This window comes from Rhodococcus sp. NPDC079359 (assembly GCF_040702585.1).
Taxonomy (GTDB): Bacteria; Actinomycetota; Actinomycetes; order Mycobacteriales; family Mycobacteriaceae; genus Rhodococcoides.
Window position 1 is genome coordinate 81,021 of sequence record NZ_JBFBLH010000014.1, and the last position, 22,965, is coordinate 103,985.

Sequence of the window (22,965 nt, forward strand, 5' to 3'; positions counted from 1 at the left end):
ACACCGACCTCGCCGACAAGATCCAGACCGGCGAGAGATACCCCTCGATGGCACGTGGGCGGCAAGATGCAGTGCATCGGTGTCGTCGCGCCTGCGAGCATCGCGAGGGTATGTTTTGGTGTATGAGCTCGCCGTGTCGCGTGAGACCAACGGGCATCGAGTCGCTGCATCAGGACCGCGAAGAGGGAGGCGGCATGGCCGAGGAACATTCCACACGGCCGCTTTTTCGCAACGGCGCCGGCAGCGCCGCACTGATCCTGGGCATCATCGCTCTGGTCTGCGCGTTCGTACCCTTCATCGGGGATTTCGTCGCTATCCCCACGGGTGTCGCCGCGGTGGTGTGCGGGTGGGTCGGCGTCGGTCGGGACGAACAGGGCCACGCGACCAATGGCCGCGAGGCCATGATCGGCGCAGCTCTCGGCGGCGCGGCCATGTTCGTGGTGTTCGTGGCATATGCGGCCACCGTTGTGTGAACGATGAGCAGTAATACGAAAATCTCATGCATCGATTGCTGTGCAATACCTCTCGCACGATTGCGCAGAATCGGCATCTCCGGTCGGACTATTCCCTTCGCCTCAACACGACCAGAGCCGCACCCGCCACCAGAACCGACACCACAGAGATGCCCGTCGACACCCACACCCACGTGCTCGGCGAGAACGTGGGCTCGAGCTCGACCAGCGGAGAGTAAGCGGTCCAACCGAATTCGGCGACGACGGGAACCGATACCACGATGGGCGTCGTCACCGACATCACCGCAACAGGGGCGGTTGTCGGCAACAACGACGCATACGCCACGCCCACTCCGAGCGGCAGAACCACGAGGGTCGCAACGATATTGACGGTGTCCAAGGGTGGGCCGGTGAACACTCCCGTAGCTGCGACGACGGCCAGTACTACGAACCCCACCATCGGAGACGGCCGACGATGGCCGACCACCCCGCCCAGCACCAACATCGCGACGAACACCAAAGCTGTCCCCCACGTCAGGGATCCCACTGTCGGGGCCGATAGGAAGGCAAGTGCCGCAAGCAGGATCGCTCCTGTCACCGCGGGCAGCACAAACGCCGCACCGACAAGTAGCGGTATGACCGCGAGACCCAAGAACCACCGGTTCTGCATTGCACCGCCCGGACCGAGCGAGTTCACCGACCGCTCGAACAGCCAGTACAAGACCAGACCCACGAGAGGAATGACGATCCCCACCGCGAGCACTCGACCGCGCGACTGCACCGGCGATACTTCCTCGAACACTTTCGCCCACGACGACACCGCCAGCAGCGCCGCGAAGACGACCAGGGCGAGCAGCACTGGCGTCTGCGGTGCCTGCTGGAAGGCGGAACCGGCGTAGTCCACGTACTGGCTGGGGACGTTCTGCAACACACTCGATGCCGCCAGACCGCCGATAGCGCCGAACAGCAACGCGTGCTGCAGGATTCGACTGAGGGCGGTCACCGCCGCGGCACCACCCAGGATCAAACCGGCTGCGATCGCCCGAAGCTGCAGTTCTGCAGGAATCGGCACCGACAGTAGAACCGACAGGGCCGCGACGCCAACGGCTGCCACAATGAGAGCTGATTGCTTCCGCGTCGCGAATACCGCGGTGACGACGGCAACGATCGCGCCGAGTGACCAGGCGGACGCGCTACTGTCGAGCAGGATATCGAGCCTGTCGCCGCCAGCAACGAACGCAAAATTGCGCGGTACCGGCGTCGTCAAAGCCAGGACCGCCGTGAACGCACCGACGAGAACGGTGACGGGGGGAAGTAGTCGTCGTGCAGCGGTATTCATCGCGTCACCCGAGTGATGACCGCTGGCATCGACACCCACAGGTTTCTCACGCGCCCACCCTGTCACAATGTGACCGTTCTCAGCGTGTGTAACGGAGCGCTGGGCGATGGCGACCTACCGAGCATCGCCGCCGAAGGTTGCGTTCGCAGTGTCGAACGCTCGCTCAGCACCGCAGCGGACCACTGCGTGCAGTCGTTCGAAGGCACCACCCTCGGTGTCTACCGGGTGTATCGGACCCAGCCCGTCGAGGGCGGTTGCCTGTTCTTCATCGAAGGCGGACTGTTGAACTCCATCGGCCTGGCGCACTTCCCCGACGGCGCACCGTATATCGGTGAGCCCCAGCACGAGGGCGATATCGGGTACGAAAAGTTCGACGGCGACTGGTACCAGTTCGAGCAACTGTTCTGATGATTCAGTTGCCCTGGCCCGCAGAGAGACCGGGGATCATTGCGGTTTTGGTCAGCTTTGAACCGTGCGCGGATCGGATGCACATGACAGGTATCTTGACGCGGTGAGCAGACTTGGTCCTCAGCGTGCCGGGATGTGGGCCGATGCGCTCACGATCGTGTCCATCGTCGCCATCGGGGTGTGCGTAGCAGCGCTCGTCGAGCGCGGCGCACCGCCAGAGCAGCCCGAGAACCGCGCCGAGTCAGTAGCCACGACCACCACACACTCCATCACTCCTGGCCCTTCTGCACCCGTCGACACCACCTACAGAACGCCCGAGGCGATATTCCCGACGGCTATCTCCGGATGCGACGTCGTCGAACCTCCGGACGGGACGTCATCGGTGTGGGGACGGATCACCACCAGCGAGGATGCATACGACAACCCTCAGGCCTCGTGGTACTCGGGACCCAGGTCGGTGATGATGACCGATGCTGTCGCCGAAGCCCTTCCGCATGGTGTCGAGGTTCTGTTCGCAAGCCTGCGCGAGTCATTGGTGTTTCAGCCGATCCCCCAAACCTCCAGCGAACCAGGCCAGCCTCAGGAACCCGGTTGGGCAACGGCATCGGCCGAGCTCGGACGCGGCAACACACTAGGCCTGCTGGCAGTATCCGTGGCGCAGGACAACACGGGTGTGCCACCGTGCAGGGCCGGATCAGTGCAGGAACGCACGACATCGGCGGACGGCACCGTGGTCGACACCAACGTATCGTGGTCCGAATTCGGCGGTACGAGAACCAATTACCGCACGGTCACCGCCTACGCACCCGACGGCACGCACATCACCGCAACCGCATCGGACGCTGAGGGATTTCAGTCGACCAACACCGGAGACCGCGACATCGTTCTCACCATCGATGAGCTGAAAGCTCTTGTGACACTACCGGAGCTGCGGATATCGGCACCTGTCCCCGCCGACACACCCGAACCTCGCGAAGGATGCGACGACTCCTTCGGCCTCTTCTCCGGCGACACAGCGATCGACGCGGAACTCGCCACCAACTTGAACACCGCGTTGGAGCGCGTCGATGCAGGTGAGCGGTTCGATCCCGGATTGAACACGCTCAGGCTCGCCGACTTCGAGACCGGTGTGGTGTGTACGCACGTCGATGCCGTCGGCACCGGTGCCGACCTGACCATATCCATACGAGGCGGACAGGAACTCCCCGTGATGCCGGACATTTACGACCCCGCCTACCAGAATCGGCCGACCGACTTCGAGACGCTCGACGGCGGTGCGGTGCTGCGGATCGAAGAGGCACCCTATTCGTACTCGCCTGCACTGCCCGAGGGACCGAACGGCGGGATGCGCCGTACCGTGACCGTCACCTACCCGTCGGGAACCGAGGTCGAAGTCCGATCGCACGCCGAGCGTCCGGACGAACCACTGAGCGCAAACACATTGCGCACCATTGCCACCGCCGACGGATTGGATGTGCTGTGAACCCGTACCGACGGCTTGCCGTCACCGCTGCGGTGGCTTTCGTAAGCGTCGGCGCGGCCGTCGCGCTGGTGGCAACGGGCCCCCATGACGCCGAACCCTTTGCAGCACAGACTCCGACGTCGCCCGGCGCTGTGTGGACGCTCGACGCCGCCGACGTGCTCGGCAATCCGTTCGCCACCTTCGATGATCCCGTGGGTGGACGATTCGGCGAGGTCGAGGGCGGCGTCATAGACGCCGACGACATTCTTGTCGCCAAGGCAGGGTTGATCAATCAGGAGACGGACGAGTTCGAGCAGTCCCAACTGATCGGGTTCGATGCGGCAACCGGTCTGGTGCGGTGGAAAACACCCGCCGACGGGATCGAAAGTTGTTCGTCCCACGTACTCGACACACTGCTGCTGTGCCGGAGCACCGATCAGATCGTGACGATCGACAGTGCAACCGGAACCGCCACCCGACACGATACCGACTGGAACATATTCTCAGTCGGCACCGACGGCGAAGACCTCTACGTGGTCGAGGGCGAGAATGACGGGTACACCGTCCGGATCCATCGAGGAACGATCGACGACCCCGACGCGTCGTGGTCCCTCACCCTCGACGACACCTGGGTCGACCCGTACAACTCACGAGAAATCCTCGCGTTCGCAGGCAATGCGGGAGTGGCCCGGTTCTCCTCGGGCACAGCACTGTTCGACTCCAGATCCGGTGACATCACCGACAACATCTCGTCCCCCGACTGCGCGCGCGACCAGTTCGATCGAGGCGATCAGATCTACGTTCTTGCCGGCCGCCGATGCTCTGACCTGTTCGAGTTTCGCACCGACCTGGTCGATTCCACCGGACGAGTTGTCGCGACCACCGACGAAGAGGTCTACCAGCGCACGACGGTCGACGCAGCGAACGACCCCGACGATCCGGTTGTGTTGGGCAGCAGCGCCTTCGACCCTACGACGGGGCAGAAACTGTGGACCTCGGACGACGCCGGCACCGGGGGGGACATCGCGATTGTCGGTGATGTCGTCTTGGGTATCGGTCCACTCGCACGCAACCTGTTCACCGGGGATCCGGCGTGGGGTCCCGACGTCGAATCTCTACCTTTCATGCCTACCGCTGTGCGCGAGGGCCTGGCCTATGTAGCCGATTCTCGGGAGATCCTCGCGATCGAGCCCGAAACCGGCGCTCGCCTCGAAACAATCGCGATCGAGGATTTGCTCGGCAATACCGGTGGACGGTCCGAGAGGGTTGCACTGCTTGCCACTGGCGGCGGCGTTGTGGCAGTCAACGAGAAGCGAATGAACTTGCTTCGTTGAGCCTCGACTCAGGTCGATCTGCTTCGACCGAACCGCGATCGTTGCGACATCCGATCCGGCGCTTGGGAAACTAGTAGATTCGTCACCGTCCTACCCAGGGCGCACGGAAGTCGCCGATGCGTCCGTAGGCGACCATCTCGGTCCAGAATGCGCACAGGCCGGATGCCCATTGCTCAACTGTGAGGGGAAGACCGGTGGGTGATATCCGTGGGTTCTCGACGGCGATTCCCGGTGTCTACCCACAGGAACCGTCTCGCGTCATCTCCGTTCGCCACCGCAGACTGGCTCGGATCGCGTCGCCTACGCTTGCCGTGAGTTCGGCGACCGTTCGCTCGGAATCGATCTGTGCAGGTTCGAGTTCCGTTGTCGGTCGGCGAACCGGCTCGATCGAGCGCCGGGTATTCGGCGATCGGCCATCTATCCCCAACCGAAAGGCATCGGGCGGGGCCATATGGATGGTGGGAAGACGTTCGGCGTTTCGTGTCACTGCAGAACAATCGATGGTGAGCAGCATTCGATCGTGGCGCACGAACGTCTGCTTGTCTGCAATGACAACGTACAAGCCGTCGTTCGCCTCGGCACGCGTGGCCAGTCTCGTGAGGACCCGACGAATACGTTGCTGACACTGCGTTCGGTCCGAGGAAACGACCAGCGCGGCACCTGACACCGAAGATCGCGTGTGGCGGGCCTGCTCCGTCAGGCTCGTCCACGCGGGATCGTCGCCATCGCCGAAATATGTTCGCAACAGCCAAAGTTCAGAGTTGTTCGTACCGTCGGGCATGGTGATCCAATCCGAGAACGACGGGTGCAGCGAACCGCACGATCAGATGGAGGGAACCGTACGCAATTTCAAGGGCACGTTGTCGGCGAGGAATGCGAGTTGATCACCGATGACCGATGAAAACAGGGGTTCGACGTACGGATCGAAGTGACCGCCCGAATAGGTGCGCACCTTGGCTTTGCGAACTTTCGCCGCGGCGCGTTGCGCGACGGACGCCGGGGTGACGGAATCCTCGGACGCGATCTGCACCAGCGTTGGGCAGTCGATTGCCGACATCGTGCGACCCGGGGAGTACCGCCAGATTTTCAGCAGTATCCGCGCCGCCACGGTCTCGGGGTAGTCGCCGTCGGTCAGGCCCGACTCGAGGACCAGGCGGTCACGCCCTTTCATCGCGTCGGGTGAGACCATCACAGCGCGTGTGCCAGGTAGCCCGACACTGTCGACGTAGTGCGGCGACCGTCCGAGGGCGGCGCGGACGCTGTCGGTGATGGCGGCCGGTGCCAGCCGCAGTGCCTGCCTGAACCCGGTTGCGCGAACGGCGGCGATACCGTCGATGTGGGGCACCTGTGCGATGACCGCTGTGAACCGAACGCCGTTGCCCGCCAACGTGAGTACGTGGCCGCCGGCGAAGGACGTGCCCCACCCGACGATTCGGTTCTCGTCGACGCCGTCGAGAGAGCGAGCGAAGTCGACTGCGTTTCGCCAATCGGCAAGCTGAGCATCCACTTCCAACAACTGGCGCGGTTCGCCCTCACTGTCCCCGAAGTACCGATAGTCGAAGACGCAGACCACGTAGCCGGCCTCGACGAAACGCTCGGCGTAGGCGTACAGGCGCATCGCCCGAGGTGAGCCGAATCCGTGCGCCATCACGATTGCCGGTAGTGGCACGGCGGCGGACACCGCGGGACGAAAGACCGTTGCCGCGCAACGAACTCCGTCCGACACAAACGACGTTTCGGTACGGGTGAAGCCGGAATGTTCGTCGGTGGTCATGCGTTCGTCTCTCTGTTCTACAGCAGGGTGGTGATCGGATCTCACAGCTTGAAAGGATTGAGGGTCTTGCCGAGGTAGTAGCCGATGCGAGTCGGAATCGGCTTCGCGGCAGCAGCAGTCACCTTGTTGACCATCCCGGGCACGCACACCGGCGTGCCGTTGTTCACGGCCTGCCAACCTTCTCGGACGACGTCCTCGGGGCTCTGCCACAGAAGAGCTGGCAGCTTGGAGGTCGCTGCATCTCGGGTTCCCATCACGTCGTGGAACTCACTGTGGGTGAAGCCGGGGCAGAGCGCAGTCACGTGGATGCCATGCGGCCGCAACTCCATGTCGAGTGCTTGCGAGATGTCGAGCACATAGGACTTGATTCCGGTGTACAGCAGACTTGCACCAGGGGGAAGCAATGCCGCCAACGACGACAGATTCACGATTCGGCCGTATCCGCGTTCTTTCATGCCGGGCACCGTGAGATGAGAGAGTTCGGTGACGGCAGTGATCATCACCTGTATCTCCGCGGCGAGTGCGTCGAACGGCGCATCTGCGAAGGTGGAGTTCCCCGACATGCCCGCGTTGTTGACAAGGATGTCGACGTCGACGCCGAGGGATTTCGTTTCTTCGACGATGGCCCGGGGCGCAGCGGGATCGGCGAGATCCGCGGGCACGACGTCGCATCGCACATCGTGCCGAGACGACAGCTCGTCCGCCAGGGCGGTGAGCCGGTCCTCGCGTCGCGCGACGAGCACGAGGTTGTGCCCTTCGGCGGCGAGGTGTCGAGCAAATGCCGCGCCTATGCCCGCTGATGCTCCGGTGATCAGCGCGGTTCTTCCGGTCTTCGCCATCGACGGGCCTCCACTCTTGAACGGTATTCAAGGAAGGTAGCAGGGTCTTGAAGACCATTCAAGATATGGTTGGTCGTATGCCCAGGAATCGCGGACTTCACGACCGGGAGAGCAAGCGCGAGGACATCGTGGTCGCCGCCCGCGAAATGTTCGTGTCCGACGGCTTCGATCGCACCTCGATCAGTCGTCTGGCGAAAGCAGCAGGCGTCACTGCGAACACGCTGTATTGGTACTTCGGAGACAAGGACGACATCCTGGTCGCTGTTCTGACGGCAATCGCCGCCGAGGACGCCACGGACTATCTCCAGATCGTCGATCTACCACTTGTCGACCGGCTGTTCTGGCTGGTGGAGCGGCTCCGCAGAGTCGGCCCACTGGTCTCCACCGTGCACGATCGGGTGACCGAGTCCGAGGCCATCGATCAGTGGCACAACGGGTTTCATGCCTTCGCGGAATCGCTGTTTGCCGCCGATATCGCGGCTGCAGGACTGCCCGGAAAGGCGGCCGATGCCATGCTCCGTATCGGTACGTTCGTCGTCGAGGGATTGCTGACTCACGCGGCGTCGCCAGAAGTCTCCCGAGCAGTCATCGAGCAACTCGTCGACACCATCGCACCCTCATCAGGAAGTAATCCACTATGAGTACCGAACCCGATACCGCGTCGACCGGTCGTCCGCGAGCCGCGGCCGACCACGCCGACTCGGAATCGATCATCGCAATTCCCAGCATGGACCCGTTCTATCGGGCACCTGCCGGTTTCGAGTATGCGGAGCCGGGGACCGTATTGCGGTCCCGCGCGGTGACCCTCGCGTTGTTCGGTGTCATTCGGCAGAAGGTGTCGGCGTGGCAACTTCTGTACCGGACCACCAGCCTCGACGGGGCAGCGCGTGTCGCGGTCACGACGGTGGTTCTTCCCGTCGGGGGCCGAGCGCGACCGGAGCGAGCACTGCTGTCCTATCAGTGCGCGATCGACGCCGTGTCGGATCGGTGTTTCCCGTCCTACGTTCTGCGGGCGGGCGCTCGAGCCGTCGGCTCCGTACCGCAGTTCGAGTTCATGATCATCCTGTACGCACTGCGCCGCGGATGGGTTCTGTCCCTTCCCGATCACGAGGGCATGGACGGGCTGTGGGGAGCACCGATCGAGCCCGGTTACTGCACACTCGACGGCGTCCGCGCGGCACTGTCTTTCGAGCCGCTCGACCTCACAGCCACCACCCCTGTCGCGCTGTGGGGGTACTCGGGCGGCGGATTGGCGACGTCATGGGCCGCCGAGGCTGCGGCCGGCTACGCCCCTGAACTCGACATCGTCGGCGCAGCACTCGGATCGCCCGTCGGCGACCCCGGATCTGCATTCTCCCGCCTCAACGGCACGATCTTCGCGGCGCTGCCCGCGATGGTGGTGGAAGGCCTCCGTCGCACCTACCCCGTACTCGACCGCCTCGTTCGCGAACACGTCGCTGCTGCCGGGCTCGAGACCCTCTCATCCCTGCACCGCAAGACGACAGTGCACGCCGTCGCGTCCATGGTGATGCACGATCTGGAGCGGCACCTCGATATGCCGATGGCAGACCTCTTGGCGACACCCGAGATGGTGCAGATTTTTCAGGATATCCAGCCCGGCAAGTCGGCACCCGAGTTTCCGCTTCTCGTGGTGCAGGCGGTGCATGATCCGATGATCGACGTCGACGACGTGGACGGGCAAGTACGCCGGTATCGCGCTGCGGGAGCGAACGTCACCTACATCCGCGATCGTCTCAGCGAACACCTGTCGCTGCACCCGATAGCAGCCCCCGTCACTCTGGATTGGCTCTCGGATCGCTTCGCGGGCAAGCCGACCGACGAATCGTCGACGATCACCGTGTGGTCACTGGCCGGATCTTTGCCGGGGTTGCGCGGATTGCTCGGACTCGCCGTGTCCACCGGACGCGCATTCGCCGGCCGAATCGGTTGATACACAACCACATCGAGACCCGGAGATGCTGAAGCTCAATTGGACGAAGCGGCAGTCGAGGATCGGAGCCGTCGAGCCAGATACGGTCCCGTGATGCTGTTCGGGGACACCGCGACTTCGGCAGGCGTCCCGGTTGATACCACGGAGCCCCCGTTGTCGCCACCACCGGGACCGAGATCGATGACCCAGTCTGCGGAGGCTATGGCATCCAGGTCGTGCTCCACCATCACCACGGTGTTGCCGGCGTCGACAAGCAGGTGCAGCTGGCGCATGAGTAGTGCGACGTCGGCGGGATGCAGCCCTGCGGTCGGTTCGTCCAGAAGATACAGGGCAGTGCCGCGTCGGGTGCGCTGCAATTCGGTGGCAATCTTGATGCGCTGCGCTTCACCGCCGCTCAGCTCGGTGGCGGGTTGACCGAGTCGAAGGTAACCGAGCCCGATGTCGCGCAACGTCTCCAGACTGCGGGATGCTCCCGTGATGTCGGCGAAGAACATCGCAGCCTCGTCCACCGACATGTGCAGTACCTCGGCAATTGTCCTGTCACGCCACGTTATTTCGAGAGTCTCCGGTTTGTACCGGTCACCGTGGCAGGTGGGGCAGGGACCATAGGTGCCGGGGAGGAACAGCAGCTCCACCTCGACGAAACCGTCGCCCTGGCAGGTGGGGCATCGTCCGTCCGCGACATTGAAGGAGAACCGTCCAGGTGCCCATCCGCGGGCCTTCGCCTCATCGGTGGCGGCAAACAGTTTGCGGACGATGTCGAACATTCCGACGTAGGTGGCCAGCGTCGATCGGGGTGTTCGGCCGATGGGCCGTTGATCCACCCGGACCAGGCGGGTGAACGTCTCGATTCCGGAGACCTCGGCCACGTCGACCTCGATCTGCATGCCGTCGTCCTCGTCTGCCGCGGTCTCGAGTCGGTGGCGCGCCACCTCGAACAAGACCTGGCTGACGAGTGTCGACTTGCCGGAGCCCGACACACCCGTTACTGCCGTCAGGACCGCGTGCGGGAAGTCCGCCGTCAACTCCCGCAGATTGTGCCGGGTGACCCCGGCCAGAGTGAGCCAGCCCTGGGTGGGGCGCGCCTCCCGCTGCACGGATTCCGCTCGACCGAAGAGGTGCCTACTGGTGACCGACTCCTCGATCTCCTCCAAACCCGCGACGGGACCGCTGTACAGCACCCGTCCGCCGCCCTCACCCGCTGCGGGTCCGATGTCGACCACCCAGTCGGCGCGGCGCACCACGTCCATGTCGTGTTCGACGACGAACAAGGAGTTTCCCGACGCCTTCAGCTGGTCCAGGACGTCGAGCAGTGGCTCGGCATCGGCGGGATGCAGTCCTGCGGAGGGTTCGTCCAACACGTACACCACCCCGAACAGACCCGAACGGAGCTGAGTGGCGATCCGCAACCGCTGCGTCTCGCCGGGCGACAGCGTCGTCGAGCTACGGCCGAGCGCCAGATATCCCAGGCCCAACTCGAGCAACACGTCGATCCTGGCCAGCAGGTCGGCGGTGATGCGTACCGCCACCTCCGTGGTCTCCCCCGACTGTTCGGCTATCGGGCGCAGTACGGCGGCAAGTTCTGTCAGTGAGAGCGCATTGATCTCGGCGATCGAGCGGCCCGCGATGGTGACGGCCAGCGCGTCGGCGCGCAGTCCGCTGCCGGAGCACATAGGGCAGCGGACGGTCTCGGTGAATTGCAGGGCGCGTTCTCGCATGCGCTCGCTGTTCGAGTCGGACAGAACATGCATGACATGGCTGCGGGCACTCCAGAACTTGCCTTCGTAACTGTGGTCGACTCGGCCCTCTTCCGGTTCTATCCACACCTTGGGGTGCTCGTCGGTGAAGAGAAGCCACTCTCGGTCCTTCTTCTTCAGCGTGCGCCACGGTACGTCGATGTCGATACCCATGCCGCTGACGATGCTGCGCAGGTTCGCGCCCTGCCAGGCACCCGGCCACGCCGCGATCGCGCCCTCACGAATGCTCAGCGACGTATCGGGAACGAGCAATTCCGTTGTCACATCATGGAACTCGCCCAAACCGCCGCATCGCGGGCAGGCCCCGGCGACAGTGTTGGGTGAAAACGCTTCCGCCGACAGCAGCGGCGCACCGTCGGGATAGGTACCGGCCCGGGAGTAGAGCATGCGGAGCAGGTTCGACATGGTGGTGATGGTGCCGACGCTGGAGCGCGAGCTGGGCGAACCCCGGCGTTGCTGCAGGGCAACGGCTGGGGGAAGGCCGGTGATGGAGGCAACGTGGGGTGCGCCCACTTGCTGAAGCAGTCGACGCGCGTAGGGGGCGACCGATTCGAAGTAGCGTCGCTGCGCTTCGGCGTACAAGGTGCTGAAAGCCAGTGACGACTTTCCGGACCCCGACACTCCGGTGAACGCGACGAATGCATTGCGGGGTATGTCGACATCGACAGCTGCCAGGTTGTGCTCGGTAGCGCCGCGCACACGGACGTACCCGTCCCACGTTGAGTCCGTCACCGAACGAGCCTAGCTGGCATCCTCGAACCGAGGGCCCAGAAGTGCGAGATGCGATGCATCGGTGCCATCGCGCCCACGAGGAGATCGAGGGTATGTTTTCGGGTGGGTCTGCTCGTCGTGCCGCGAGCGACGAACGGGCATCCAACCACTGCATCAGGACCGTGAAGAAGGAGACGGCATGGCCGAGGAGTACAGCACACGGCCGCTGTTTCGCAACGGTGCCGGCAGTGCCGCGGTGATCCTGGGCATCATCGCTCTGATCTGCGCGTTCGTACCCTTCATCGGAGATTTCGTAGCTGTCCCGACCGGTGTCGCCGCTGTGGTGTGCGGGTGGGTCGGGGTGAGCCGGGACGAGAAGGGCCTCGCGACAAATGGCCGCGAGGCCATGATCAGCGCAGCCCTCGGCGGCGCGGCCATGTTCGTGGTGTTCGTGGCGTACGCGGCCACCATCGTGTGAACGATGACAGAGTGAGCAGTGCCACGAAAACCTTTGTTATCGGTTGCTATGCAATACCTCTCGCCAACCGACGTCGTCCATCCACCTGCCGGCCATCGAACGACGCACGGACGCAGGCACCCGAGTAGTCAGCCTTCGCAAGGGCCACATCGAGGATCGGATCATCACCGACGGCCGCCTACGCTCCCGCCCTGGCTGCATCCCGTGAACAATGCTGGATCGAATATCCGCCGACCCTTTCGTACGGTTCACCTACAAAGAATTACGGTGGCTCCCGAATCCTTCGCGGAAATCGATGGCAGAACACGGCATGCTATTGCCGTATTTCGACGCGTCGAACTTCCGATTTGCTCGAAGTAAATGTACTTTCGGTTTTTTTCGAGCAGAGCCACAACGGATTTTCACTTGCCTTGATATCAATGAATCTGGCAATGAGGGACCGCAGCTTCGTTGCTGCAAACCGATCGAAATTTTCTTGTTCACACCGAACAGCAAGCACCACCCTGCTCATTCCACCTCTGCTGGACTGCACCGATCATGAGGTCCGTGGGCGGGTACGAACGACACTCAGCACCGAGGAGTACCCGTGACACAGATACATGCTGCGACACACAAACATCGGGTGCCGGCGGAGCATCGTGTGCTCGGTCTCGACCGACGCACGTTTCCACCGGCACTCTTCGTCGTCGCGATCTTTCTCGTCTGGACCGTGATCCTCCCACGTGTCGACGCGGCCATCGGCTGGGATGACCCCGTTCTCGCCGGTGAGCAACTCGCGCTCACGGACTCCGTCGTCTTCACGCCGACTACCGGCTGGGATGTCGAGGCCGGCTTTCGTGTCGACGACGAAAGCCGTCGTTCCGGTGACGCCACCGTCGCTGGGAAGGGCGTCACCTTCCAGGTCTCGTCGGACACGTTCGAGGGCACTCCGGACGAATTGTTGGACCAAGTGGAGAAGGTCACATCCCGCACCGACGACCCGACCTTCAGGGTCGACGGCGACAGGACCACTCTCACCACGACGTCAGGCGAGAGCGGTGTCGCACAGCCCTACAGCAGCGTGACCGGCGACGGTGTGGTCGCAGCATTCGTCATCGCCGGCAGGGGTCTGAAGATCACCGCCTACGGTCCTCCCGCTCAGATGACCGCGGCCGTCGACAACATCCAGACCATGATCGCCAGTATCCGCACCGTCGACGGGAACAACCCATGACCGAGACCGGCACCGACACCACTAGCAGCTCCGGGGCCCGGCAACGGCAGGCCAGAGCAATGGAGGTCTCCGGGTGGGGTGAGCGCTTCCACTTCGTGAAACCCCACAATCTGTCCTTCTGGGTGTTCGTCGTGCTGACCGGAATCGGCGCGTTCCAGGTATGGGCGTACTTCGCGCCAAAGGCCGGGTTGTACGCCGACGCCTTCGCGATCTCGGCAGTGCTGTGCGGATTGTGCGGGCTGGCGTGGTTCGCCTGGTTCCGTCATATCGACCGATGGGAACGCCAACCGGGCCGACTCATCCTCGCCGCGCTCGTGTGGGGCGCAATTCCGGCCACCTTCGCATTCGCCCTCACCGCGAACAACGCAATGATCAGCATTTACAACAAGCTTTTCGGTCAAGTGTGGAGTGCCAACTGGGCAGCCGGAGCCACCGCACCGATCACCGAAGAGGCCGCGAAGCTCTGCGGATTCATACTCCTCATGAGCCTTGCCCCGCGATTGATTCGGACCGCGAACGACGGGCTGATCGTCGGCGCGTTCATCGGGCTCGGGTTCGCGATCTTCGAGGACTTCCTCTACGCCGCCAACTCCACAGCTCAGGCGTTCGGTACCGATCCGGTCGACCACGCCGTGCAGATGTCGTTCACGCGCATAGCGGTCAGCTTCGTCTCTCACCCGCTGTTCAGTGCCCTCGTCTGCACCGGTGTCATCTACATCCTCGGCACGGCGGCCCAGCCACGCCGGATCGGCCGCGGTGTGGCGTTCGTGTTGGTCGGAATGTTTCTGCACTTCACCTGGGACGACGCCGGCGGTCTCGGCCGAGGTGGCATCCTGACCTTCCCCGTCATGCTCGGCTCCATCGTGCTCGGGTTCACGGTCTTGACGATCGCGTTCCGGCGAGCAGCGCCGCGCGAGTACCAGTTCGTCCGCGACATCCTCGCCCCCGAGGTCGAAGCAGGAACCGTGACGGACGCCGAGGTCGACGGCATCCTGGACAAGAAAGCGCGAAAGGCATTCATCAAGTCCGCGCCCCACCACAAGTCGCGCCGAGCACGCAAGCACCTACGTCGGGCAATTCTCGACCTCGCCCACGACCTTGCAAACGACAACGGAGCCGACACCGAAGCCGTGCGTCACTCTCGCTCCGAGGTCGAGCGTCTGCGCGTCAAGGCCGGCTGACCGACAACCGGACCGGAACCAGGGCATGCAGGTCGTCACGGTGCCCCCGGTGCTACTGGTGCGCCACGACTTGCCCTCGCCCGGCTCATCCCAAGCAACACCAGTGCTGCCGCCGCAGCCGTGATGGCGAACCCCGCCACTGTGACTCCGGTTTGGAACGAGGCCGCTTGCTCGGCGCTCCACGTGGCACTCGAGATGTTGCCCGTGAAGAGCGCCGCGATGATGGTGCCGGTGACGGTGATCCCGACGCCGGTGGCGACCTGACTCGACGTGTCGACCATGGCGGCCCCGATGGTGGTGCGGCTCTCGGGGAGACCGGTCATGACGTTGGTACCTGCGACGACACCGACTATGCGCATACCTACCGCGACGAGGACGAGGGCAAGAGCGACCCAGACATAGCCGAATCGGCTACCTACGGCGAAGACCGCCAACCCGAGCACTACCGCCGCCGCACTCATCCAGGCGGCGTGGTTCATCCCCACTCGTCGCAGGAACGGCGCGACGAGGCGGCCGCTGAAGAGCAGCACGACGACCTGAGGGAGCATCCCTATCGATGCGAGGGCAGGCGACCATCTCCATACGAACTGCAGCTGCAGTGTGACCATGTAGCCGAGGCCGGCAACGGCGAGCCCGGACGCGGCTTTGTAGGCAAGACCGCTGGACACGAGGGGCAGCGCAACGAGTTCGAGGTCCAGGAGCGGGTACCTCGCCGTGCGAGCGCGGACGACGAAGACTGCTGCTGCGGAAAGGGTTCCGACAGTTGCTGCCCACGGCGTCCATGAAGCGGGACCCACCTCGACGAACAGGGTCGGCGCGAGGAGTGCCAGGACGATGGTGGCTGTGCCGAGCACCGCCCCAGCGACATCGAGGGGGTCGCGGTGCAACTCCTCTGGGAGGTCTTTCGCGACGCCCATGCGGATTCCGACGAACGCGAGAATCGCGATGGGTACGTTGATCAGGAGCAGGACCTGCCAGGGCGCGAAGGCGAGAACGAAGCCTCCTGCCGTCGGTCCGATCGCCAACCCGACCAGGCCGACTGTCGAAATCAGGGTGAGGGCTCGAACGCGTAAGGACTCCTGATCGAAGAGCCGAAACGCGAGCGCCATAGAGCCGGGGGTGGTCATGGCTGCGGCGACGCCCATCGCGGCGCGGACGGTGATGAGCTGCTCGGGAGTCTCGACGAGGGCGGTAGCCGCGCTGGCGAGCGCCAGCAATGTCAGGCCGACCAGCATTACTCGGCGCCGGCCGAATCGGTCTGCGATGGCGCTGAACAGCAGCATCAGTCCCCCGAAAACGACCGCGTACACACCGGAGACCCACTGCAACGCGGTGGTCGATGCACCGAGTTCACGCCCGATGGTTGGTAGGGCAACGTTGAGGATCGAGTTGTCGAGCATCTCGAAAAGAAACACTGCAGAAAGGCCGGCCAGTGCCACCGCGGCGGCTTTCAGCGTCTGCGGACGGTGCCGCGTCGAAGAGGTCTGCGCCTCGTCTGTGTTGGCTGGTCGCTCATTTTTCAGGCGCATACACGTCTCCATCCAAGGAGAAGTGGCAGCTCGGTGAGCGGCGTATGAACGGGGCTGAAGCCCTCGCTTTTACTTCCGGTGATCCGACTCTAACAGCCAGCAACAGGCAAAAGGAACCCGACTTCGTTGCTGGACTGCTGATCGGCGGCTAGTGCCGCGCCTACTCGCCATTGCGGTTCAAACAGCGAAATCATCTACACCGCAAGCTCTTCCGGATCACAGACCCCCGGAGGAGTGTTGCCCAATTTATTACGATGATCTAATATCTTGATCGTCGAGGTATTTGGGAGGTTCAGTGAGTCGGTTCAGTGATAGCCCCGCAGCCGAGGGATTCTTTTCGGCTTACGACCGTGTTCTGGCGAAATGGCCGCCGCCCATCGACGCCATCGACGTCGAATCCGACTACGGCACAACCCGAGTCAACGCCTCCGGACCCGTCGACGGACCTCCGGTGGTGCTGCTGCCCGGTGGCGGAGCAACCTCGACCGTCTGGTTCGCCAACATCGCGGCCCTGGCCCGAGAGAACCGGGTCTTCGCAATCGACCCGATGGGTGATCCCGGACGAAGCGTGGTCGGTGAGACACCGATCCGCACGGTCGATGACCTGATGTCCTGGCTCGATCACGTTCTCGAAACGCTCGATGCCCCGCGAACTTCGGTGGTCGGACATGGGTACGGGGCAACGGTGGCGCTCGCGTACGCGCTGCACCGACCGGAGCGCGTCGGCGCACTCGTCCTGCTGGATCCCCCTTCGTGTTTCGCCGGCATGCGCCTGGCGTACCTTCTGCACGCGGTGCCACTTCTGGTGCGACCGACTCGCGAACGTATGCGTTCTCTGATCCGGTGGGAAACGCAGAACGCGCCGGTCGACACCGACTGGCTCGATCTCACCGAGCGAGGCACCGACTTCCCGTCGGCGAAACCAGTGGTCCCACGGCGCCCCAAGGGAGATCGATGGGCGACGCTCTCCGCGGACGTCACCGTCGTCTTTGCCGGCGAGAGCAAGGTGCACAACAGTTCTCGTGCTGCCGACGCAGTCGGGAAGGTTCTCCCGAACGCACATACCGTTGTCCTGCCCGGCTGCAGCCACCACATGTTGCCGATGCTGCCCGCCGGGGAACTCGATGCCGTGCTACTGAGCGCCCTGCACTGACACCTGTTGTCTGGTCACCGCCAGCTGTATCCGAAGCAGCGATAGAGAGGGCGGGAACCCGCCGTTCTCGTTCACAACGCTGGATTCATACGAACTCCCGTGCTCCCAGTCGGTCTCGAAACGACACTGTGCAGATTTCGAGGGAGCCAAGGGCCGCGGGGACTTCTCCATTTTGCGTTCACCGACCGCCTCGCACTGTACGGTGACCGCGGGGATCGGTACGGCTAAAGAAGAATGTCGGGGGATCATGACTCTGTTCGGTGTGCTCGATCGCGTATTGACCAAACGACTGCCCCTGGAGCCTCCGGACGATCCCCACGCCGCGATCCTTCCAACCCCGATCGGCAACGACGCCTTCTTCCTCACCCCTCCCGGCATCGAGGACCTCGCACCCGGTGCGGTGATTCGGCAGCGCACGACCCGCGGTCTGGTGCCCCGGCCGCGAACCGCCCTGCATCAGTTCATGGTGCGATCTACCGACGCGCGAGGTCTGCCCGCCGGCGTCACCGCCTCGCTGCTGATTCCGAAGCGGCCGTGGACCGGGCGCGGACCGCGGCCCGTCGTTGCCCACAACGTGGCCATCGATTCCCTCGGAGCCAAGAGCACGCCGTCGTACCGGCTCGTGCACGGCGTCGGTGCCGACCTCCCGCCGGTGATGCCGCTCTGGCTCGCCCGCGGATACGCCGTCCTCGTCGCCGATCACCAAGGCCCGCGGATGTCGTACTCCGAAGGCACGATGGCCGGGCATGCCGTCCTGGACTCGCTACGCGGGATGACGGTCGTCGCCCCGGAGCTCGCCGACAGCCCCGTTGTGGCCTACGGCTACAGCGGCGGCGCGATCGCCACCACGTGGACGGCGCAACTGCAGCCGAGGTACGCGCCGGACGTGAGGTTGGTGGGCGCCGTCGCCGGTGGAACGCCCACCGACTTCTCGATGCTGCTGGACACCATGAACGGCACCGTCGCGGCCGGCCTGCTGGGTGCGGCGAGCATGGGTCTCGCGCGTGAGCACCCCGAGATGGTGGAGTTGTTCGGCCCGAAGGGGCTGCTGTTGGCCTCGTGGGTGAAGGACATGTCCGTGCTCCCCCTGGCCTTGGGTGGTTTGGTACGCATGCGAATCGAGGACTTGGCGTCCGAGCCCGACCCGTTCGACTCCGACATCGCGCGGCGGGTGATCGCCGCGAACCGTCCGGGCGCAGACGCGCCGTCGGCGCCGGTCGCGTTCTTCCACGGTTCCGCGAGCAAGTGGATCGGCGATCGCTTCATCCCCGAGGCCGGCGTGACTACCCTGATCGAGCAGTGGCGCAGCAAGGGTGCCGACGTGCACTACGAGCCCGTGGCAGGCGACCACTTCATCGGTGCCATGACCGGTCTGCCATTCGCGTTGCGTTGGACTGCAAAGCAATTCGCGGTCAGTGGTTCGGGTTAGCTCGCCGAAGCGACATAGCGCTGCGAGCAGGGAGAATATGGTGCCCCCAGTCGGACTCGAACCGACACTGTGCGGATTTTAAGTCCCTAGAAGTGGATTCAGGCGGACCCACATGGACGCCTTTTTCATTGTATTGCAACGCTTTTCGTTCATCTTCGACCAACACAGTCCAGGGACGAATGTACCCACTTGTGACACCCTCGTGATACCGAACTCTGCACACTGCGAGCGCCTCGGACCGCGCCAAACGAACACGGACCGCTGTGGAATGCGACGGACAAACGGTCGAGCTACCAAGGAGAGTGGCAGCGGATCCTGTGACACCGACAGCCACCACCATCGCCTCTTCTGTTCCGCCAACTACAGCACGAGCCTCGTAATCTGCACCCTGGTCTGAACGCTGTTAGCCGTCGTTCTGGGAGCCATCATCGGCAACCTCCCGCTCTTCTCCTTCGAATTCGAACGATAGGAAAGCCGTGGCTTCCCTGGCAATTCATAAACACGCTGATCTCCTCCCGATACTCACCAAGCACTCCTCGGCTTCCGGCGCTTCGGTGAACGAAATGACTTCACCGACATCGCGACGCAAAGCCTCAAGCACCTCGGACGGAGTCGCAGAGAACAACTCGCGTCGTTGATTGACCTGATTCACTAGCCGGGCCGCAAAGAGTCGGCGCAATTTCGCTTCCACCGAAACCGCTTCGTCCGCGAAGAACAGTGCGTGCACATCGAATCGGAACGGCACCAACGCATCTTAAAGCTTACACACCCAGTCCATCGGCTTCAGCCGGCGCAATCACGGGCGCAGCGACTAAGTTCCTGTGATCGGGCTGCGGACGCCGCGCTCCCACCGCATTAACGACTAATGCCAGCCTACCGAATCGACACGCCCGACGAGGTATGCACGATACGAGCGACTACGCCATCGACCGAGTTAGTGACTCCGCGTGTCCTGCACTGGTTAGGCAAGTTAGTATTTAGAGCTCAAATAGCACAATCTCTATAAAATTGGTCCTCTACGTGCTCCGTACCCAGTCCTGTGATGAGTCTTAGCTGGACATTACGGTATCTACGCTGATTCAGCTCTCTGAGCGCAGTGTTCATCGCTGCCACCGACGCCTCACCCCAGCGGCGTTGAGTTGTGGCCAAAATAATCTGGCTCGCATCAAAGATTTCAGCAAGTAAGACCTTCTTACGTGCTGTCCTGAGGCGATTTGACTTCGAATCAATGTCGTTTGATATTTTGACTTCGGCGACAAATACATCACCTTCAGACAAAGCCAATAGATCGAGCTCCGCAATGGATTTACCAGCTTTTTTCAACTCAAACTCAGAAGTGTCCACGTAGGCGAACTGGCGCGATGTTCGGGATCGAAGATGTTTGGAGAGTAGCATTGGGATATCACCGTTTTGTCGCATAAGGAGCACGGCTGTGGGATGCAGGTCGTAAAACCACTCCGGCTCATCATGCGGTATGCGCCAACGCGGTTGCTGCAGCGCATTTCTGTTACCACACCTGGGACACTCGTTTATACTTGCAAGTTTGTCAACTGGCTGGAACACCACGTGATTGCATAACGCACAGCCGAGAACTAGCCCTCGTCTCAGTAATCCCTTCGACAAGTGTTCGTCAAGTATTTCTCGTAGTTCTTCAGTTTCACCTGGGAAGCGTCGCGTCATCTCCCTGAACGTAAGGAACACACTATCTCGGACGATGCAACCGCCTCCGTCTGAAAACTCTTTTCGCGCGTTCTTCGCGTCCGCGATAAACGAGCGTAGCGTGGCCCTCATCTGTCCACTCATCGTGTCTACGATGCCTTCGCGTGACCCGAGCATCGTCGAGAGCAGTTCACCGTGCAAACCGGCACCGGACGACGAGACAGTATATCCATTTCCTGCAGCTTTAGACTCGGCCCAGGCGAATAAGCTAGGCTTTCGGACTTTTGGCCGACTCAACCGATCCTCCGGTGCTGCCCCTGCTGGAACGAATCCGTACGACGGGGCTTCGTATGACAGCCCCCGGCGGCCCGTCCGAATCCACGTATGAAGTGACGGCTCGTCGCGACTGAGCAGGGATTCAGCAGGCGTATACCTGCACGACGGATTCAGAGTCGCCGCGATATCGATATCCACGTGCCAAGAAAACTCGCGAATTTCGGCCAGCCTATTATTCAACAACAGAGGCGGGTTGGGTGCTGCAGCGAGTGTTACCGACCCTTGAGAATCAACCAGCACGGGCATAGTCGTGCTCTTGCTATATTGGTCCACGACCGCAAAGTGATACTTGCCTGAATTTGGGAAAATCAGGTCGACATCCAAACCACAAACCGATAGATCAGCATGAGAAAGACCCTTGTCGCTACTCGAACTGAACTGTGAAGCGCTGGTGACGACCGCATCACGAAAGTCCGCGACACGCTCTTCGTCGAGCGACACCGAGGTGACAATCCAGTCTTGCAAATCCGTGCGGCGATCCAGTTTGAGGAGATCGTGCAGACCTTCCAAAAGAGTCGCCGACGTGTCACTAACGCCACCTGCCCACCACTCTTCTGCGATCCAGAGACCCGCTCCGTAAGTTCGGTCCCATGCCATAGCAAGACAGAAGTCCTCGGGGCTATCGCCCACGACCAGAAGTCCGTTGTTTCGTATTGTGTCACCGGCTGACACATTTACTAACTCGGTCACTGACATGTCCCATGCGCTGGGTCCGTTCGTGGCACCCAAGGTGCGGGACGTGTCGAGGATGCGCGCCGGCGGAGCGATGGGATACGACCCGGGAGTTCTCACGAGCCACCTGACTACATCCGACTTTTCGTCGCCATTCAGTTCACAGCCAGGCTGTGAGGGCGCGTTCACCAGGCCGATGCGTGCGGTCGCCGCGACGCCGAGCGTTCCGTCGAGGTGCTCGGATACTCCGAACACAGACGGGTCCGATGTTGCTAGCACTGAGCGGAGTCCGATCAGCGGGCCTCGGTCAGAGGATTCGTGAATGGTCCGCACGCGCTCGTGAGTGATCTCCTCAGTTGGTGTCCGCCCACCAGTAGCAGGTGTGATGAGGCGGTACGAACCGACTTGGTCGACGAGGAGCTTTCTCGCAGTTTCGAGATTCTCGAACATCACAACTCGTTCGGCAAGCTCAGCGCCGAGACGATCAAAATCTTCACTGGCTATCCCAGATTTTTCGAGGGTCTCGCGGATGTGGCCCGGTTGCAATCGCTCGAGAGTTTGGTACGTCACCCCTAAGGTGACGACGTAGTCAGGGTCGTACGCTACTACCGCTGCCACCATGACGGGGCTGACGACATCCTCTTCGGTCGGCACGAGGATGAATCCACGACCACCCCATGTCACACATGCCGTGTGCATGGCTGTTCGTGCCCAAAAGTGCCAATCTGGGCCACCGGGGATGACTATCGCGACGCGGGGCGCCCTCAAGCCTGTGGATACAGTCCGGTGTTCAAGCGTGGCGGAACCTGACCCACCATGGTTTGCCATAAAGCAACTTACCCTTCTAAGCCGTGTGCTGTCGCGCACTTACGTTGTTCCGCCGGAACAATGGAACGTAGCTTCGAGCGCCAAGAATAGACGGCGTCGACGAAACGATGCTCGACCGAGTTCTCGGATCGGCCGGTCGCAGTCGACATGACCGGTGATGCCTACCAACTCGTGGCCTGCGCCCCCTGTATAAACGGACTACCGCGCTTCAAGCCGCGGACTGCCTGTTTTAGTCGATACGGGCCAGAGCTAGAGCTGTTCGACGAAATCGTCATAGCCCTCCGGGACAGAGGACCACGTTCATGCGCTCTCCACTTCTTCGAGACGCTCAAACTTTCGTCTGTACACGAGGGCTAGCGTCAGCAGGGTAAGTCCCGTGGGGTGGTGGACATTCGGTGAGGCGGCGTAGCCGCAGCTCGGGCGTGTCGTACCCGTGTTGTGGGTGGGCCATCGCGTAGTG

Annotated in this window: 18 protein-coding genes; 11 read left to right on the top strand and 7 right to left on the bottom strand. The window is 62.7% G+C overall.

The window, feature by feature from the left end; translation table 11 throughout:
* The first annotated feature begins 194 nt into the window (after positions 1 to 194).
* Positions 195 to 473 (top strand): hypothetical protein, encoded by a 279-nt coding sequence (locus AB0362_RS24150; RefSeq protein ID WP_068046628.1) that lies wholly within the window; start codon positions 195 to 197, stop codon positions 471 to 473.
* A gap of 88 nt (positions 474 to 561) precedes the next feature.
* Here the strand turns inward: AB0362_RS24150 and AB0362_RS24155 are convergent, their stop codons facing one another.
* Positions 562 to 1,791 (bottom strand): hypothetical protein, encoded by a 1,230-nt coding sequence (locus AB0362_RS24155; protein ID WP_149405202.1) that lies wholly within the window; start codon positions 1,789 to 1,791, stop codon positions 562 to 564.
* A gap of 69 nt (positions 1,792 to 1,860) precedes the next feature.
* On the opposite strand from AB0362_RS24155, the gene AB0362_RS24160 reads away from it, so the two are divergent.
* The 3 genes from AB0362_RS24160 (at position 1,861) to AB0362_RS24170 (ending at position 4,995) form a co-directional block, all read left to right on the top strand.
* Positions 1,861 to 2,199 (top strand): hypothetical protein, encoded by a 339-nt coding sequence (locus AB0362_RS24160; RefSeq protein WP_149405201.1) that lies wholly within the window; start codon positions 1,861 to 1,863, stop codon positions 2,197 to 2,199.
* A gap of 103 nt (positions 2,200 to 2,302) precedes the next feature.
* Positions 2,303 to 3,682: a hypothetical protein gene (locus AB0362_RS24165; protein WP_149405200.1), complete on the top strand. Its 1,380-nt coding sequence runs from the start codon at positions 2,303 to 2,305 to the stop codon at positions 3,680 to 3,682.
* Positions 3,679 to 4,995, top strand: coding sequence for a PQQ-like beta-propeller repeat protein (locus AB0362_RS24170; protein ID WP_262498265.1), 1,317 nt, complete (start codon positions 3,679 to 3,681; stop codon positions 4,993 to 4,995). Before AB0362_RS24165 ends, AB0362_RS24170 begins: the two co-directional genes overlap by 4 nt.
* A gap of 823 nt (positions 4,996 to 5,818) precedes the next feature.
* On the opposite strand, the gene AB0362_RS24175 is transcribed toward AB0362_RS24170, so the two are convergent.
* Positions 5,819 to 6,769, bottom strand: coding sequence for an alpha/beta fold hydrolase (locus AB0362_RS24175; protein ID WP_149405199.1), 951 nt, complete (start codon positions 6,767 to 6,769; stop codon positions 5,819 to 5,821).
* Between the two features lie 41 nt (positions 6,770 to 6,810).
* Entirely contained in the window at positions 6,811 to 7,608 is a 798-nt protein-coding gene (locus AB0362_RS24180) for an SDR family oxidoreductase (protein WP_149405198.1), read from the bottom strand.
* Positions 7,609 to 7,685: 77 nt separating this feature from the next.
* On the opposite strand from AB0362_RS24180, the gene AB0362_RS24185 reads away from it, so the two are divergent.
* Complete coding sequence (locus AB0362_RS24185) at positions 7,686 to 8,249, top strand: TetR/AcrR family transcriptional regulator (RefSeq protein WP_188078545.1); 564 nt, start codon at positions 7,686 to 7,688, stop codon at positions 8,247 to 8,249.
* Positions 8,246 to 9,559 (top strand): lipase family protein, encoded by a 1,314-nt coding sequence (locus AB0362_RS24190; protein ID WP_149405197.1) that lies wholly within the window; start codon positions 8,246 to 8,248, stop codon positions 9,557 to 9,559. Before AB0362_RS24185 ends, AB0362_RS24190 begins: the two co-directional genes overlap by 4 nt.
* Positions 9,560 to 9,594: 35 nt before the next feature.
* On the opposite strand, the gene AB0362_RS24195 is transcribed toward AB0362_RS24190, so the two are convergent.
* Positions 9,595 to 12,048 carry an excinuclease ABC subunit UvrA gene (locus AB0362_RS24195; RefSeq protein ID WP_149405196.1) on the bottom strand — a complete coding sequence of 818 codons (2,454 nt, stop codon included), beginning with the start codon at positions 12,046 to 12,048 and terminating at the stop codon, positions 9,595 to 9,597.
* 178 nt (positions 12,049 to 12,226) lie between these two features.
* Between AB0362_RS24195 and AB0362_RS24200 the strand changes: the two genes are divergently transcribed.
* From AB0362_RS24200 to AB0362_RS24210, 3 genes are all read left to right on the top strand, one after another.
* Positions 12,227 to 12,505: a hypothetical protein gene (locus AB0362_RS24200; RefSeq protein WP_149405195.1), complete on the top strand. Its 279-nt coding sequence runs from the start codon at positions 12,227 to 12,229 to the stop codon at positions 12,503 to 12,505.
* A gap of 586 nt (positions 12,506 to 13,091) precedes the next feature.
* Positions 13,092 to 13,718: a hypothetical protein gene (locus tag AB0362_RS24205; RefSeq protein WP_149405194.1), complete on the top strand. Its 627-nt coding sequence runs from the start codon at positions 13,092 to 13,094 to the stop codon at positions 13,716 to 13,718.
* The gene (locus tag AB0362_RS24210) at positions 13,715 to 14,899 is read left to right on the top strand and encodes a PrsW family intramembrane metalloprotease (protein WP_149405193.1); all 1,185 of its coding nucleotides are present in this window, start codon (positions 13,715 to 13,717) and stop codon (positions 14,897 to 14,899) included. Before AB0362_RS24205 ends, AB0362_RS24210 begins: the two co-directional genes overlap by 4 nt.
* A 35-nt stretch (positions 14,900 to 14,934) precedes the next feature.
* Here AB0362_RS24210 and AB0362_RS24215 read toward each other — a convergent pair whose 3' ends face one another.
* On the bottom strand, positions 14,935 to 16,428 hold the full coding sequence (locus AB0362_RS24215) for an MFS transporter (protein WP_149405192.1): 1,494 nt from the start codon (positions 16,426 to 16,428) through the stop codon (positions 14,935 to 14,937).
* Between the two features lie 295 nt (positions 16,429 to 16,723).
* On the opposite strand from AB0362_RS24215, the gene AB0362_RS24220 reads away from it, so the two are divergent.
* Positions 16,724 to 17,581, top strand: coding sequence for an alpha/beta hydrolase (locus AB0362_RS24220; protein ID WP_262498264.1), 858 nt, complete (start codon positions 16,724 to 16,726; stop codon positions 17,579 to 17,581).
* 247 nt (positions 17,582 to 17,828) lie between these two features.
* Positions 17,829 to 19,010, top strand: a complete 1,182-nt coding sequence (locus AB0362_RS24225) for a lipase family protein (RefSeq protein ID WP_149405191.1) — start codon at positions 17,829 to 17,831, stop codon at positions 19,008 to 19,010.
* A gap of 493 nt (positions 19,011 to 19,503) precedes the next feature.
* On the opposite strand, the gene AB0362_RS24230 is transcribed toward AB0362_RS24225, so the two are convergent.
* Both AB0362_RS24230 and AB0362_RS24235 read right to left on the bottom strand, forming a co-directional pair.
* A complete protein-coding gene (locus AB0362_RS24230) occupies positions 19,504 to 19,755 on the bottom strand; it encodes a GIY-YIG nuclease family protein (protein ID WP_283347120.1) in 252 nt (83 codons plus the stop codon).
* Between the two features lie 239 nt (positions 19,756 to 19,994).
* Entirely contained in the window at positions 19,995 to 22,331 is a 2,337-nt protein-coding gene (locus AB0362_RS24235) for a hypothetical protein (protein ID WP_149405190.1), read from the bottom strand.
* Positions 22,332 to 22,965 lie beyond the last annotated feature (634 nt).